This window comes from Limnothrix sp. HT2024 (assembly GCF_059138625.1).
In genome coordinates this window covers 2,712,645-2,728,182 of record NZ_CM181121.1, presented here as the reverse complement: position 1 = coordinate 2,728,182, position 15,538 = coordinate 2,712,645, and the positions used below count along the sequence as shown (strand labels likewise).

The following is a 15,538-nucleotide window of genomic DNA, read 5'->3' as shown; positions in this document are numbered from 1 at the left end:
GGCATTGTACAGGGGTGGGACGATTTTAATGAAGTTCGGGTCAGCATGGGCGTTAATCAACGGTTGCTCATTCACGATCGCCCCCGTTTGGTGACCCGCTTGGCCGAGTTGCCTCGGGAGCCGGGGGTTTATTTCATGAAGGATGATCGCGATCGCATCCTTTATATAGGCAAGTCGAAAAGCCTCCGATCGCGGGTTCGCTCTTACTTCCGGCCGTTTCAGGGCCAGTCCAATAAGCCGATCGGGGAGCAACTGCACAGTCCGCGCCTGGAGCTGATGGTGCGGCAGGTGGCGGAGATTGAATTCATCGTTACTGATACGGAATCGGAAGCCCTGGCCCTGGAGGCCAACCTGATTCGGCAGCATCAACCCCACTTCAACACGCTGCTGAAGGATGACAAAAAATATCCCTATCTCTGCATTACTTGGTCGGAGGACTATCCTCGGCTGTTTATTACCCGCAAACGCAAGCTGAGCCAGCCCGGCGATCGCTACTACGGTCCCTACACCGATGCGCGGGCCTTGCGGGAAACTGTGCGGCTGGTGAAGCGTTTGTTTCCCTTGCGGCAACGGCCCAAGCCCCTGTTTCGAGATCGCCCCTGCTTGAACTACGACATTGGCCGTTGTCCCGGTGTTTGTCAGGGTTTGATTACACCAGCGGACTACCGTCAAACGGTGCAGAAGGTGGCGATGGTGTTTCAGGGGCGATCGGGCGAGTTGATGGAGCAACTCCAGCAGCAGATGATTGCCGCAGCGGCGGAACTGAATTTTGAGCTGGCGGCTCAGTTGCGCGATCAACTGCGAGGCTTGGAGCAGTTGGGAGCCGATCGCAAGGTGGAGCTACCCAACGATCGGGTTTCTCGCGATGCGATCGCCCTGGCCACCAGCGATCGCCATGCTTGCATTCAACTATTCCAAATTCGAGCTGGACGACTGGTGGGCCGGTTGGGCTTTGTGGCGGAAATTCCCCAACCGATGATCGCAAACTCCACAGAATCCGAAGAATCTGAACGCCGATCGCCCGTTATGGTTGAAGCTGCTGCCGAAGGTACAGCCGAAACCGAGTCCGCCATTTCGCCAGTTATGGCCCCAGCCATTGCCCCCGCCGTTTTGGGGCGGATTTTGCAACAGGCCCTCGAAGAGCACTACAGCACCGTGGAATCCGTTGAAATTCCGGCGGAGATTTTGGTGCAGTACGAATTGCCTGACGGGCCTTGGCTAGCGGACTGGCTGAGTGAGCGTCGGGGCCGCAAGGTGGCGATCGAGACCCCTCAACGGCAACTGAAAGCGGACTTGATTGCTCTGGTGGCCCGCAATGCGGACTATGAGCTAGCCCGCACCCAACGCAGCAGCGATCGCAACCAAGCCGCCCTTCAGGATTTGGCAGATCTCTTGGACTTGCCTGATCTGCCCCGTTGGATTGAGTGTTACGACATTTCCCACATCCAAGGATCCGATGCGGTGGCCTCGCGGGTGGTGTTTGTGGATGGCTTGCCCGCCAAGCAACATTACCGTCATTACAAAATTCGGAATCCCGAGATTGGCCCTGGGCACTCCGACGACTTCGCCAGCTTGGCGGAAACCATTCGGCGGCGATTCCGCGATTACCAACCCCGTAGCGCCCCCAATGCGGCTCTGAGCGTTTTGGGTGGACGTGAGCGCCAAACCCAAGATTGGCCAGATTTGGTCGTGATTGATGGGGGCAAGGGGCAACTGTCGGCGGTGGTTGCCGTGTTGCGGGATCTGGATTTGCTAGATGAGCTGCGGGTGGTGAGCCTGGCCAAAAAACGCGAGGAAATCTTTTTGCCTGAGGAATCCCAGCCCCTCCGCACGGATCCAGAGCAGGCCGGTGTGCAGTTGGTGCGCCGTTTGCGGGACGAGGCTCACCGATTTGCGGTTAGTTTCCATCGCCAAAAACGCACGGAGCGAATGCGGCGATCGCGCCTCGAAGAGATTCCCGGCTTAGGACACCATCGCCAAAAGCAACTTTTAGCCCACTTCCGCTCGATCGACTACATCCGCGAGGCTACACCCGCCCAGTTACAGGAAGTCCCTGGCGTTGGCCCCCATTTGGCCCAACAAATTTATGAATACTTTCATCCGACTGATTTGACCGGCACTGATTTGACCGACACGGTTTCGTGATTGCCGCCTTTAGACGATCGGCCAGCGACGGGCGCAACCTGACTCAGGGGGCCCCGCTGGGGTTCATCAACAGGAAAACGAGTCGATCGCAACGTTTCAGCACTTTGACTCCCTGAGCCAACAGCCCACCCGAGGATCAGCGGCTGGAACCATCACCGCCCGCCCCAGGTCGTAATCTCCGAACCTTTTCCCAGGCGTGCCGGGCCGCTCTCTTGACAGAATAGCCTTGGTAACGGGCAACGATCGGGGGTGCGCCCCATTTGGTAGTCCAGTTAGCCCCGTGTAACTTGCGATCGCGATTACCCTATTAGGGCGATCGCCGCCGCACCTCCACTCTCCTCCAATCAGCAGAATAGACCCGTGGCTCGAAACACGGGGCCGGCCCCGAGCCGGTTGTTAATGCTCGCTCTCTAGGAAGGTTTATGGTGCCCATGATGTACAGCCCTCATGTACTCGAACTCCAAGGTCGCTGCGACACCCACAGCAGCGCCGATCTGCGTCAACAATTTGAGCAACTGGCCCAGAAAGTTAGCGCTACGGAAACTTCTACTCCGGTTTGGTTGCTGGATTTATCTCAGGTGAGTTCAATCGACAGTTCCGGTCTTTCGGCGTTCATTGCTGGTTTCAAGCTGGCTCGACAGCAGGGCGGAGCGCTGCTCTTCTGTGCGCCCTCGGATCCGGTGCGGATGGTGTTTGAAATTGCTCAGCTCGATCGGGTGTTTCCCATCTACGAATCGCAGGCGGCGGCATTGGCCGCTTGGGAACAACAGACCCTGGAGCCGACTTTTAATCCCCTGGCGGCCTAGTGGAAACCGCTTGGGTTGGAATCCTGCCTGTTAGATGCCATGGAAGCAGTGTTTAAGGGGTTTCGGATTCAGGATTGGCAACCTCGCGATCGGGCGGCCGCCGCAACTGTGATCCGTACTGTGCTGACGGAGTATGGTTTGCCCTGGGAACCAACAGGGGCCGATCGAGATGTCCTGGCCGTGGAGGATTGTTATCTCGCGACCGGGGGAGAATTTTGGGTGATCTACCAAGGGTCGCAACTCGTAGGCACTGGAGCCTACTACCCGATCGACCGAGGCGATCGCGCGGTTGAGATCCGAAAAATGTATCTGCTTCCACTGGCCCGCGGCCAGGGTTTGGGACGCTGGCTGTTGCAACAACTGGAGCAAGCTGCAGCCAGGCATGGCTTTCAGACTGCTTGGTTGGAAACCGCCAGCGTCCTTGCAACGGCCGTGCAATTGTATGAAACCAGCGGCTATCAATTAACCCAAGGGGTTGAAACGCCCCGGTGCGATCGTCTCTACTGCAAATCGATCGCCTATGGGTCAATTGCCGCTAATCAACCCATTTCCACAAATTCATAGATTAATTTGCAGCTTAGGGCCTGTCGTCATTTCGCCCAAAACCCTAGATCTGCCGTTAGCGGATTGTGTGAGACAAGGGGCTTGAGCATCTTGTTGCGACGATTAGGGCACAGAAGATCAACCGTTTCAGCATCACCTCAAAAAATGACGACACCCCCTAGAGCCGGTGGTATGGTTATCGTTGGCTCCAATAGGCTTGGTTCACTCAGCACAATTAACTTGATCGACCTAACCCGATCAATCAGGTTGGGGATTAATGATTCACGACGGATGAATCACGGACGCTGAATTATGATTCACACCTCGATTGTGAATACCCCAAACCATTGCCCAGGAGTCGATTCAACTAACTCAATCCCTTCAAACTAAATTTCCTATGCTCGCCCTCGACACGCTGCTGCAAGAGTTGAGCGTCCTCGCCAGTAGCTACAACAGCTTGGGTACCCGGCTTTCTCTGGCGGCCGGTGAGTTAACCAATTTGGGTACACCACCCAGTGCCGGACTGCTCCAGGAAGCCGCCCGCTATCAACAAACCTTTGAAACCCTGCGCGATCGGGCGATCGCCCTGGCCAAGGAAGCGGGTTTAACAGGGGGAGCCATTCCGGCCAACTTGGTTTCTGTGCGGGAACTGGAAGACTTTATTCGCTCCTTGATGCCCATTGGATCGCCGGAAGCGGTTCAACAACAGGCGCTGGCTATGCTCGATCGCCTGCTGTCCATTCGCTACAGCGGCAGCAGCGATGCCCAAGGGGCCCTCGAAGATTGCCAAACTCAAGCGCGGCAGGTGCGCGGCCTGGTGGCCACCGCTGTGCCCACCAACTTGCCCCAAGTGGCCATCTCCCTGGTGAAGGGCAATCATCCCCTTTGCGCCCTCTTGACCCTGTTGGAAGAGGCCGATCGCCTAGATGACGATCGCTGGGTGCAACTGGAAGACACCGTGGCCCGTTCCTTTGGTCGATCGCTGGCCGTGGCCGCGTCCCGAGGCAAGCTGCAAGTGGGTGGCCAAGTGGCCCCCGCTCCCCGAGCAACCCCCAGCACCCAAACTGTCGCGCCTTTGCAAGCCAACGATGTGATTTTTGGGGCCACGGCTCCAACGGCCGGCGCAGTGGCCTTGGAAGTGATGGTGCATATCGGCGGCATTGGCGATCGCACCTTCAGCGATCGAGAATTTGCTGGAACCATCGGCGAATCTCGCGCCATCGAGGGGATACAAATTCGCTTTAAGCAACCGATTCCCGGTTTGGGCATCCGCTACATGGGTCACCTGCAAAGCACGGGTGATACCGCTTGGGTGGGCGAAGGGGAATACGTCGGATCCCGCCGCGAAAGCCGCCGCCTAGAAGGATTCACGATCGAGCTGACGGGCCCCGAAGCCGATCGCTATCAACTCTTCTACCAAGGACACTTCGCCCGCTATGGCAACTCCAATGTGCTGAGCGGTGGCGAGTTCTGCGGTCTGCGGGGCGATGGTTTGCAACTGGAAGCGCTGAAGGTTTGGATCGATCGCAAATAACATCCAGACCGGCACGTTAAGACCCAACCATCCCAGCGTCACCGTTCCAGCGACCAACTAGCCCGATCGGGGCCGGTCAATTTGGCCCCTGGCCCCGATCGAGGACGGTGGTTGGCTGGCTGGTTTCATGCCCCCAACCGATCGCCACAGCCCACTAGAATCAGCCCAGCGCAATCAAGGGCGAGCGCCATCAACCAAACTCTAGTAGTGCGGCTGCCTTAATTCACTGGGTCAGACTATATGACTGTTACCGTCACCTGATCGTTAGGCAGCAAGGGGCTTAAGCCCCTTGTTACCACGACTAGCCCTGCAACTTTGACCTAATGCCTTATGCCTGTCGCGCTACTAGCTAGCCCCGAAGACCACGCTAAGAATACTGCCATGGTTTCCAAGATTTAAGCTGCTTTAAATTGCTCAGACCTGAGTGGAGGTTAGCGGACTCGAACCGCTGACATCCTGCTTGCAAAGCAGGCGCTCTACCAACTGAGCTAAACCCCCGCGCCGTGGTTCGGCGAAACCAATTTTAGCAAATTTTCCGAAAGATGCAAGCCCTCTGCACAAAAAAGTTGCCCCGATGGCGTTGATCTAGGAATTCGCCGCCTCGGCCCGTAATTCTTCGATCAGTTGCTCCAAGCCTGAAACGTCCGTTTGATAGACCGAATTACAGAAATGGCAAGTGGCCTCTGCGCCGCCGTCCTTAACAATCATGTCCCGCAGTTCATCTTCACCCAACGTCTTCAGGGCCCGCAGCACTCGCTCATTGGTGCAACCACAGTGGAAGCGCAGCATTTGCACCTCCGGGAAAATTTCCAAACCCATATCCCCGAGCAAATCTTGCAGGATCTCGGGCAAAGATTTGCCGCTCCGCAAAAGTGGGGTGAACCCCTGAAGGGCTTCAATGCGGCTTTCCAACAACGCCAGGGCCGAATCCTCGATCGAGGCCTGCGGCATGACCTGAATCAGCAATCCTCCGGCCGCCGTCACTCCGTCTGGCTCCACAAACACCCCCAAGGAAAGGGCCGAAGGCGTTTGTTCAGAATTCGCCAAGTAATGCGTCACATCCTCAGCCACTTCCCCGGAGACAATTTCCGTGGTGCTGGAATAGGGATAGCCATAGCCAAAATCACGCACAGCATAGAGGTAGCCTTTCCCGATCGCCCCGCCCACATCGAGCTTGCCCTTGGCGTTGGGTGGCAACTCCACACTAGGATTACCCACATAGCCCCGAGCCGTGCCATCGCAGCCCGCATCCGCCATCACAACGCCCAGGGGCCCATCCCCCCGAAAGCGCAAATTAACGCGAGCTTCCGTGCGCTTCATGTTGGCGGCCAGCAACAGGCCGGCCGTCATGGTGCGACCCAATGCAGCGGTGGCTACGTAGGATAGGTTGTGCCGGACTCGGGCTTCGTCGGTCAAACGGGTGGTGATGGCTCCCACCGCGCGGATACCCCCATCGGCGGCAGTGGCTCGGATTAGACGATCGCCCATGACAAAACCCTTACATTTCTTAACCTGCGTTATTAATTCATTGTATCCATTGGATCTGTCCAAATTACGGCACAACCTACAGAACCCCAAAGCCTATGTTCGGCACCTTTCAACAAGCCCAGTTGCGCATTGAACTTGAAGCCTCCGCAACCCGAATTGGCGATAGCATTCTGCGCCCTAGCGAATGGCCCCATTGGATTGGCCCCCAGCGGTTTTCGGCAAATTTGCCCGATCGCCTGGTCACCGGCATAACCTACACCAGTTGGTTAGGGCCCCTGGAAATTCAGCACCATGTCCAGTGGGCAAATGATCGGGGCCTCTCGCTCATTCTGGCCGGGGCAATCGATGGTCACCACGAATGGCATTGGGGCGATGGGTGGCTGCAATCGCGCGTTGAGGGGGTCTCGATCTTGCCCTTGCGACTAGGCCATGTGACCAGCTTGTTGCGCCTGAAGGCCTATCTCAGCCGCCAGAATCCCACCGTGCGATCGGGCATGGCCACCTGAGTCTCTGCTTAGTGGCCCCCAAACACCAGTTACACCGATCCCGTCCCGATCGCCCCTTGAGACGGCTTTCAAGTGGGGCCCGTTTGCCGAAGGGACTGTTCGGCATAGACCCGAAAGCGCTCCAAATCTGCCTGTAGCGTTGATTCCACAATCCGCCCCAAAAACAGCCGATCCATCAACTGCCCAACGATCCCCGGAATGTCGTAAGCGATGCTCATGCGCACAATGCTGCTGCCCTTGCGATCGTAAAACCGCACGGCTCCCCGGTTGGGCAACCCGTCGATCGATTCCCACTGAATGATTTGGTTATCCACCAACCGCACAATCCGCGACTTCCAATCAAACCGGAAATTTCCCGAAGCAAACTGCCAAATGGAAATCTCCGGATCCGCATCGGAAATATGCACCGAATCAATCCATTTCATCCAGCGGGGCATTTGTTCTAGGTCAGACCAAAGGCTCCACACATGCTCGATCGGAACCGGAACTTCTACTTGAACGCTGTGTTCGAGCCAGTCGGTCATGGGGAATTGGCGGGCTGTTGCGATCGCCCGGTGAAACGCTCAACCGATGCCTACGATAGCACTCTGGCTCTCGGTCGTGGCGATTAACCTGATGTGATCGCCCGTAGGGTGCGTAGGGCAACGCTCCTTACGGCAGTTGCCACAGGATCACCGTCGCGATCACCGCGCCGATCAGCCACAGGTGTTGGGGCGATCGCACCCAGGGCAAACCAGCATCGTCATCCAAAATGGGGCGTTTGGGATCCGACATAGGCTGGGGAGGAGCAAGAACCGTTGAGCCATCGCTGTGATCAAGCTAATCCCAATGCTATGGGAATGTCACTCATCGCAGCCAACAGTAGAATTCTTCAAGAATCTATATGGCTAATGAGTTTAGCGAGAAATTAATAGAAGCTCTGAATGATGTAAAGCAGTTGAGGATCTAAATAAATCTTCAAAAATTGCTTGAATGACTGGCACAGATACAGAATTTCCTAGTTGATGATAGGTCGCTATATCATCAGTATGTAACTGGAAGTCATCAGGAAAACCCTGAAGCCTTGCACATTCCCTTGGAGTAATTCGCCTTGGAATTCCGTTTTGTACAACACCCAAACGATGAGAATCACTGGCAGTGAGTGTAATAGAAATGCTATCAGGATCTAGAAACTTAAATACTTCAAACGACATGTTGCCGCATTTGGGATTATATTTATTGTCAATGAATCGTAAATAACCTTTACTCACTAAGTCCTGCAAAAGTTTTTCGAGATTGGCCTGATTCCAGAAGGTTTTAATTTGTTCTAGCGTTAGAGCTTTTCCATCTTGATGTGTACCAAAATGCTTTTTGCGACGATTTTCAATAATAGCATTCATTAAATCTCGCTCTTCAAGGGAACAATTTCCCTTAAGACCCAAATCCCAGGAATGAATTGAGTTGCCACCTCGATAATCAATCAAACGAAAACCATGTAGAGTTTCTAAAGGTTTGCCATTGAGAGCAAGACGTAATTGCTCCGTGAATGTTTCTGAGCATTGATATCGTGGATCAGGGTTGCGTTCTAAAATATCTCGAACACAACAGTATTGCGATTGATTGATAAATAAATCAATTTGAGAAAATGTTTTTTTAAATTGATGAGAATCTGGAGTTCCCACATTCGATTGCAGGGTTAACTCGGGTTCATGATCCAAAATACCGACAATGTAAACTCTTACTCGATTTTGTGGAACGCCAAAGTTAGAGCTGTTCAGGAGTAAAGTTTTAGTGCAATATCCCAGGACTTTTAATCGTTCGATTACAGTTTTATAAGTTCTGCCGGAGTCATGAGTTGTAAATCCTCTAACATTTTCTAATAGAAGAATCTTAGGCTTTTTCTCTGAATTAGAAAGTAGTCTTTCGATTTCAAAAAAGAGCGTACCTCTGGTATCAGCAAAACCTTTCTGCTTGCCAGCATAGGAAAAAGATTGGCAAGGAAAACCCGCCAAGAGAACGTCATGGGTCGGTAAGTAATCAGCATCCCGAATATCCCCATAAGGCTCTTCACCAAAATTAAGTTGATAAGTTTGCTTGGCTTTTTCATCGATTTCGCTGGAGAAAACGCAATCTCCTTTCAGTCCTTGTTTTGAAAGAGCTAATTCTAGCCCTTTCCTCATTCCGCCAATACCGGCAAATAAATCAACAAACTTGATCATGCTTGTCCTTTTAAGTAATCTAGATTTCAAATAGCCTAAAGATTTTTGATTAAAAATTCGGCTAGCTTCTGAATGCTCTCTGGTGACATAGTAGAAATGAAATCGCTGTTTTCCAGAAGAATATTAATAGCACTCTTACGAATTTCGATATTACCAACCCCGTCAATGACATAACAGATTTTATGATTTTCACTGTGAGCACTTGCCAAAAGAGAAGATGACTCTCGGGCTTTTCTTTCAATAACGCTATTGGTCGTGACTTGAAAACTGACTTCAATTCCACAATATTGATTTTGAGGAGACCGAACAACAATATCAAAGTTCGTTTCTCGTTGATCTTGAGTATGTGAAACCTTCGGTAGAGACGAATCCTTGAGCAGCTCCCAATTTGATGGGAGTAAGTCTTTGAGGTGGTTCAAGACATAATCTTGAGCTAAATGCCCGAGATCATTGGAGGTTGCGCCAGCGACTTGACGACTCACTCGAAGATAGTTTTCTTTTGCAAAATTATCTAGCTCTTGGCATTTACCGAGTAAAGATCCGAGGATACATTTTTCTTTAATATCGCCTGGCAAGGTGTCGTAAACTGCAGACGAACCGAACAGTAGCAGCATAGCTACATCCTGCATGATTGCTGTTACTTTCTGATCAGATTTGTCTTTGATGAGAAGACTTTGAGCATCAACACCTAATGCTGAATTACTCAATGAGCATTTTATTTGGATTTTTTTAAACGAATATTCTTGAACTTGTCCTTGCCATTCAAATTGTAAAATTCCGTCGGAAAAATACCGAGATAAAGGAGGCAGCTTATTGAGTGCTTCCCCTCCTAAATCACTAGCAACCATCAAATGTTTTAGAAATAAGGAGCCTGATAGAAGACGGCTCTGTTCGAGTCCGCTAATCCAAGCTTCTGGGTGGCTGTCACAAATTTTCAGCAACGAAATGAAAGCGTCTTGAGTTTTTAAAAGAATTGGAAGTGTGCTTTTGTGACCCGCTCGTTGAAGCAACTCCGTTGGCCAGTGGAGAATTGCTTCAGCTTGTAGGTCTGCTAGGGTTCTTTGCTTCGAGAACATTGCTCCCATCAAGAGTTGCTAACTTAGACCCTGCAACGACACGAGGAGAAGGGCAAAACCTGATCGCCTCATGCCGTTGCTGGCTAATCCTAGCTCACGCTCGCCGGTAAGCGCAGGTCGATCGCCTGGGACTCGATGTTCAGCAGGGTTTCGCCGTTGTCAGCCAAGTCCACCAACACCCGATCGCCCCCCTTGATCCGACCCGACAAAATCGCCTCGGCTAGGGCATCTTCCAGTAGTTGCGTCACCTTGCGGCGCAGCGGACGGGCCCCCAAGCTGCTGTCGAAGCCCTCATCGGCCACCTTGTCCTTGAACCGATCGCTCGCGGTCAGGCGAATGTCTTGCTCCACCAGCCGATCGGCCACCTGCACCACCAACAGATCGACAATTTGCCGCACTTCCGATTTTTCCAAGGGGCGGAACACCACCACCTCGTCCAGCCGGTTCAGGAACTCGGGGCGGAAGAAGTTTTTCAGCTCATCGGTGACCCGATCGCGAATCGCTTGATAACGGCCCTCGGCACTGTCGCTGGCCAGACCAAAGCCTAGGTTGGCCCCGCCCTTGGCGATCGCCTTGGCCCCCAGGTTGGAGGTCATCACAATCAGCGAATTGCGGAAGCTGACCACCCGCCCCTGGGAATCCGTCAGCCGCCCTTCATCGAGCAACTGCAACATTAGGTTGAACACGTCCGGGTGAGCCTTTTCCACCTCGTCAAACAGCACCAGGCTGTAGGGGCGGCGGCGCACCGCTTCCGTGAGCTGGCCGCCATCGCCGTAGCCGACGAATCCCGGCGGGCTACCAATCAGCTTCGAGGTGGACTGGGGCTCCATGAATTCGGACATGTCGATCCGAATGATCGATTCATCGGAGCCGAACATGAAGTGAGCCAGGGCTTTGGCCAGTTCCGTTTTGCCCACGCCCGTAGGGCCCAGGAACAGGAAGCTAGCGATCGGGCGCTCCAGATTCCGCAGACCCGAGCGGGCCCGGCGCAAGGCCTTCGAGACCGCTTCGATCGCCTCGTTTTGCCCAATCAGTCGCTCATGCAGCTTGGCTTCCAAGTTCAGCAATTGCCCCACTTCCGCATCGGAAAGCTGCGTCACCGGCACGCCCGTCCAGGCGCTGACGATTTCGGCAATGTCTTCGGCGGTAATGGTTGGGCGGGGGCGCTCTTTGGCCGGGGTTTGGCGGGCGATCGCCAGTTCTTCGGTGATCACCAATTCCCGATCGCGCAGTTTGGCCGCCGTTTCAAAGTCTTGGTTTTCCACGGCTTGCTCCTTTTCCTCCACGGTTTGGGCCAGTTGCTGCTCCAAATCGCGGACGTGAGCGGGCTTTTTGCCGACGCTGACGCGGGCCCGGGAGCCGGCTTCGTCGATCAGGTCGATCGCCTTGTCGGGCAAGAACCGATCGGCAATGTAGCGATCGGCCAAGGTCACGGCCGCCGCGATCGCCTCATCGGTCATCAGCACGTTGTGGAAGGTTTCATAGGTGCTGCGGAGGCCGCGCAAAATCTCGATCGCCTCGGCCGGGGTCGGCTCACCCACCTTCACCGGCTGGAACCGTCGCTCCAACGCCGCATCCCGCTCAATATATTGTCGGTATTCATCCAGCGTCGTTGCACCCAAGCATTGCAACTGACCCCGCGCCAGGGCCGGCTTCAGCAGGTTGCCCGCCGACAGGCCACCTTGCATTCCGCCCGCGCCCAACAGGGTGTGAACTTCATCAATAAACACAATCACGTTGCCGGCCTGTTGTACTTCGCTGACCAGCTCTTTCAGCCGCTCCTCAAAGGCCCCGCGATATTGCGTGCCCGCCAGCAGCCGCCCCATATCCAAGGAATAGACTTGCTTATCGAGCAGGGTTTCCGGCACATCGGCCAGGGCAATTCGTTGGGCCAGGCCTTCCGCGATCGCGGTTTTGCCCACACCCGGCTCCCCAATCAAGATCGGGTTATTTTTGCTGCGGCGGCCGAGGATTTGCACCACGCGCTCAATTTCCCGATCGCGCCCCACCACGGGATCAAGCTTGTCCTCGATCGCCGCCTGGGTCAGGTTGGTGCAATAGGTGGCCAAAATGCTGCCGCTGTCGGTGCGATCGCCCGTGGACTCTCGCCGGGACTCGCCCCGATCGCCCGCGGCCACCGCCGCCGTTTCCCCCAGCAACCGAATCAAATTGATCCGCAATTGATCGGGATCCACATCCATACTCCGCAGCACCTTCACCGCCGAGTTGTCCCGATCGCGAATAATCGCCAACAGCAAATGCTCCGGAGCCACCACCTTTTGGCCCTGTTGGCGCGCTTCGGCCAGGGCCGCCTCAAACAGAGCCTTCACCTTGGGCGTAAAGGGCACTTCATCGGGAACCATGCCCGCGCCGCGACCAATCAGCGCTTCCACCCGGGCCCGGGCCCCCTCCAGAGTGACCCCCGCCGCCGCCAACAACTGGGCCGCCGGGCTGGACTGCTCACCCAACAAGCCGAGCAGAATTTGCTCACTGCCCACAAGGCGATGGCCTAAGCGGCGGGATTCTTCTTGGGCGAGCAAGATGGCTTGGATGGCGCGATCGGTAAAATACTCAAACATGGTGCAGAGAGGGGCAAGAGGGCAAGATTACGCGGTTGAACCGGGCTGGCTCGTGGTGACGGGGCAATCACCAAAGGTGATCATGGGCGAATCGCAGTGAACAGACCCAATGAACAGACCAAGCAGCTCCCATGAATCAAATCGATGGACAGATCCCGGGGATTTGTCATTAACCAAGTCAACAGCCCGAAAATGGGCTAGCAACAGGCTCACAGCGGCTCCTTAACCCCAAATCAGTGCCGATGTTTTGAGCTAGGGGATGGGAAACTGTGAATAAATGTTTACAACCTTAAAACTAATTTAAAGGATTCTGTATGGCCTGGCGCGATCGCGCGGGTACGGGAATTGCGACAAGGGCAGGAACGATAGGGGGCAAGACCCCTCAGGGAGGTGTTAAAGTGCTGGAATCCAAAGGCTGGTATCTCTCCCTGAGCCACAATCGCGCGGGTTGGTGGGCAATCCGGCCGGGTTTGATTCCCCCCAAACAAGTCCCAGACATGCTTCATCAGTCTCGGTTGGGCCATGGTTGGGCTTTGATTGGGCCATGATTGGGTTTTGCTTGGGCTTTGATTGGGCATAGATCTAGCGTTAGTCGTTTTTGATTTACGTCTTCATGTCGATTTACGTCGATTCACGTCGATCGGCATCCCGATCAAGCCCCAACTGGGCGGGTATGGTGATTCACGATGCATCCTCTGGTCGGGCTGGGCCAAGAACACAGAACACCCATGGGTCAGGTTTCTTTTGATCGTCTCTACCGCTATGCGGAGCTGTCGGAGATTTTGCAGAGCTACGCGGCCGCATTTCCGCACCTTGTCCAGTTGGCATCCATTGGCCGCAGCTACGAGGGCCGGGATATTTGGTTATTAACCATCACCAATCGTGACACCGGGCCCGATCGCCACAAGCCGGCCCTCTGGGTGGATGGCAATATCCACGCCACAGAGCTGGCCCCTTCAACGGCCTGTCTCTATCTCCTCGACTTTTTGACAAGGCACTATGGCCGCGATCCGGACGTTACCCGCTGTCTGGATTCGCGGACATTTTATATTTGCCCGCGAGTGAACCCCGATGGGGCTGAGCTGGCCCTGGCCGATCGCCCCAAATTTGTGCGATCGAGCACCCGACCCTACCCGGGCGATCGGTTGGCGGGCGGCCCCAGCGAACTGCAAATGGAAGATATCGACGGGGACGGGCGGATTCTTTGGATGCGGGTGCCGGATCCAAACGGGGCCTGGAAGGTGTCCGATCGCGATCCCCGGTTGTTGGTGCGGCGCGACCCGATCGAAACGGGCGGCACTTACTATCGACTGCTGCCGGAAGGCCGGATCGATCGCTACGACGGCGCAACGATCGCCACGCCGCCGCCCACCGAAGGGTTGGATCTGAATCGCAATTTCCCGATGCAGTGGCGACCGGAGCCAGAGCAAACCGGCGCGGGCAACTATCCCACCTCGGAGCCGGAAACCCGGGCGATCGCGGATTTTATTGCCCAGCATCCAAACCTGAACGCCGCCGTGGCCTTTCACACCTTTGGCGGCCTGTTGTTGCGCCCCTACAGCCATGCCACCGATATGGAACTGCCCCAAGCGGATTGGCTGAATTACCGGGCGATCGGGCAAAAGGGCACGGAGCTGACCGATTACCCTGCCACCAGCGTGTTTGAGGGCTACTGTGACCATCCGAAAAACGTGATGACCGGGGCCTTTGACGATTGGTGTTACGAGGAGCGGGGGCTGTTTGCCTGGACGGTGGAGCTGTGGAATTTGCCCCAGGCGGCGGGGGTGAAAACGCCCAAACTGCTGGAGTGGCTGGATGACCACCCGATCGAGGAAGATTTGGCGCTGCTGAAGTGGAATGACGAAGTTCTCGACGGGCGCGGCTATGTGGATTGGTACGCCTGGGAACATCCGCAATTGGGCAAGGTGGAGCTGGGCGGCTGGAACCAAATTTGCACCTGGCGCAACCCACCAGCTCACCTGTTGGAGCGAGAAATCGAACGGTTTCCCCGCTGGCTGCTGTGGCAATTGCTGATTTCGCCGCGCCTGGAAGTTGTGAAGGCAACGGCGCAATCCTTGGGCGATCGGCTATTCCAAATTGAATGGGTGGTGCAAAACACGGGCTGGCTGCCGACCAATGGCACGCAAAAGGCGATCGAAAAGGGCGCGGTGCAACCTTGTCGGGCGGCGATCGCCCTGCCGTCGGGGGCGGAGCTGGTGAGCGGTCAACTGGAAGTGAGCTTGGGTCATCTGGCGGGGCGATCGCACCAACCGACTACGCCCTATTACGACCACATGGATCCGACGGACGATCGATCGCGGGTGGTGTGGCTGGTGCGCGGCGAACCGGGGATGGTGGTGGATCTCACAGCTCGGGGCGATCGGGCAGGCTGGGTTCAACGGGCGATCGTCTTGCCGAGTTCATAGACCCTGAAAATTTCAGAAGCTATAACCAGAGGAAGGCAGTTTAGCGCACGCGATCAGAAAACTTGAGTGGCTGTGGTGCTTCCATGACTTTGATTACAAGTCCCATAGACGGGGGTACTAATCCTGCAGCCGCAGCAGGATAATAACGACCTTAGACCACAGTTACTTGACAACACCCCATCGATAAAAGTTATCCTACTACTGTGGTGCTATGTTACCGTCGATTGTATAGACTAG

12 protein-coding genes and 1 tRNA gene are annotated in these 15,538 nt (G+C 55.1%); 6 read left to right on the top strand and 7 right to left on the bottom strand.

The features are described 5' to 3' along the window. The first annotated feature begins 45 nt into the window (after positions 1 to 45). The 4 genes from uvrC (at position 46) to AC2IAX_RS10915 (ending at position 5,028) form a co-directional block, all read left to right on the top strand. On the top strand, positions 46 to 2,145 hold the full coding sequence (uvrC, locus tag AC2IAX_RS10930; RefSeq protein ID WP_494387532.1) for an excinuclease ABC subunit UvrC: 2,100 nt from the start codon (positions 46 to 48) through the stop codon (positions 2,143 to 2,145). Between the two features lie 422 nt (positions 2,146 to 2,567). Further along, the gene (locus tag AC2IAX_RS10925) at positions 2,568 to 2,951 is read left to right on the top strand and encodes an STAS domain-containing protein (RefSeq protein WP_494387531.1); all 384 of its coding nucleotides are present in this window, start codon (positions 2,568 to 2,570) and stop codon (positions 2,949 to 2,951) included. 39 nt (positions 2,952 to 2,990) lie between these two features. Next, positions 2,991 to 3,515, top strand: a complete 525-nt coding sequence (locus AC2IAX_RS10920; RefSeq protein ID WP_494387530.1) for a GNAT family N-acetyltransferase — start codon at positions 2,991 to 2,993, stop codon at positions 3,513 to 3,515. Positions 3,516 to 3,891: 376 nt separating this feature from the next. Further along, on the top strand, positions 3,892 to 5,028 hold the full coding sequence (locus AC2IAX_RS10915) for a hypothetical protein (protein WP_494387529.1): 1,137 nt from the start codon (positions 3,892 to 3,894) through the stop codon (positions 5,026 to 5,028). 425 nt (positions 5,029 to 5,453) lie between these two features. Here the strand turns inward: AC2IAX_RS10915 and AC2IAX_RS10910 are convergent. Together AC2IAX_RS10910 and hslO are read right to left on the bottom strand one after the other, a co-directional pair. After that, positions 5,454 to 5,526 (bottom strand) — tRNA-Ala (locus AC2IAX_RS10910). An 87-nt stretch (positions 5,527 to 5,613) separates the two neighbouring features. Next, positions 5,614 to 6,516, bottom strand: coding sequence for an Hsp33 family molecular chaperone HslO (gene hslO / locus AC2IAX_RS10905; RefSeq protein ID WP_494387528.1), 903 nt, complete (start codon positions 6,514 to 6,516; stop codon positions 5,614 to 5,616). Positions 6,517 to 6,611: 95 nt separating this feature from the next. On the opposite strand from hslO, the gene AC2IAX_RS10900 reads away from it, so the two are divergent. After that, positions 6,612 to 7,022, top strand: a complete 411-nt coding sequence (locus AC2IAX_RS10900) for a hypothetical protein (RefSeq protein ID WP_494387527.1) — start codon at positions 6,612 to 6,614, stop codon at positions 7,020 to 7,022. A 68-nt stretch (positions 7,023 to 7,090) separates the two neighbouring features. On the opposite strand, the gene AC2IAX_RS10895 is transcribed toward AC2IAX_RS10900, so the two are convergent. From AC2IAX_RS10895 to AC2IAX_RS10875, 5 genes are all read right to left on the bottom strand, one after another. Next, entirely contained in the window at positions 7,091 to 7,546 is a 456-nt protein-coding gene (locus tag AC2IAX_RS10895) for an SRPBCC family protein (protein ID WP_494387526.1), read from the bottom strand. Positions 7,547 to 7,673: 127 nt separating this feature from the next. Next, complete coding sequence (locus AC2IAX_RS10890) at positions 7,674 to 7,796, bottom strand: hypothetical protein (RefSeq protein WP_494387525.1); 123 nt, start codon at positions 7,794 to 7,796, stop codon at positions 7,674 to 7,676. 122 nt (positions 7,797 to 7,918) lie between these two features. Continuing rightward, positions 7,919 to 9,220, bottom strand: coding sequence for a DNA (cytosine-5-)-methyltransferase (dcm, locus tag AC2IAX_RS10885; RefSeq protein ID WP_494387524.1), 1,302 nt, complete (start codon positions 9,218 to 9,220; stop codon positions 7,919 to 7,921). A 35-nt stretch (positions 9,221 to 9,255) separates the two neighbouring features. Continuing rightward, positions 9,256 to 10,296, bottom strand: coding sequence for a hypothetical protein (locus AC2IAX_RS10880; RefSeq protein WP_494387523.1), 1,041 nt, complete (start codon positions 10,294 to 10,296; stop codon positions 9,256 to 9,258). Between the two features lie 89 nt (positions 10,297 to 10,385). Next, positions 10,386 to 12,875: an ATP-dependent Clp protease ATP-binding subunit gene (locus tag AC2IAX_RS10875; protein WP_494387522.1), complete on the bottom strand. Its 2,490-nt coding sequence runs from the start codon at positions 12,873 to 12,875 to the stop codon at positions 10,386 to 10,388. 728 nt (positions 12,876 to 13,603) lie between these two features. Here AC2IAX_RS10875 and AC2IAX_RS10870 point away from each other — a divergent pair. After that, entirely contained in the window at positions 13,604 to 15,301 is a 1,698-nt protein-coding gene (locus AC2IAX_RS10870) for a M14 family metallopeptidase (RefSeq protein ID WP_494387521.1), read from the top strand. Positions 15,302 to 15,538 lie beyond the last annotated feature (237 nt).